General features: G+C 51.5%; 1 rRNA gene. It reads right to left on the bottom strand.

Annotated elements, in window-relative coordinates:
- A 23S ribosomal RNA gene (locus tag A9G13_RS01385) occupies window positions 1-398 on the bottom strand; the annotation flags it as partial.

Below are 398 nucleotides of genomic sequence, written 5' to 3'. Positions count from 1 at the left end.
GTGGAGACAGCCTGGCCATCATTACGCCATTCGTGCAGGTCGGAACTTACCCGACAAGGAATTTCGCTACCTTAGGACCGTTATAGTTACGGCCGCCGTTTACTGGGGCTTCGATCAGGAGCTTCTGCTTACGCATAACCCCATCAATTAACCTTCCAGCACCGGGCAGGCGTCACACCGTATACGTCCACTTTCGTGTTTGCACAGTGCTGTGTTTTTATTAAACAGTTGCAGCCAGCTGGTATCTTCGACTGATTTCACCTCCATCCGCATGGGACTTCAATTAACATCAGCGTGCCTTCTCCCGAAGTTACGGCACCATTTTGCCTAGTTCCTTCACCCGAGTTCTCTCAAGCGCCTGAGTATTCTCTACCTGACCACCTGTGTCGGTTTCGGGT

Origin of the sequence: Gilliamella sp. wkB178 (assembly GCF_001690705.1) — a bacterium.
Classification (GTDB): domain Bacteria; phylum Pseudomonadota; class Gammaproteobacteria; order Enterobacterales; family Orbaceae; genus Gilliamella; species Gilliamella apicola_K.
This window is presented reverse-complemented; position numbering and strand designations above follow the sequence as displayed.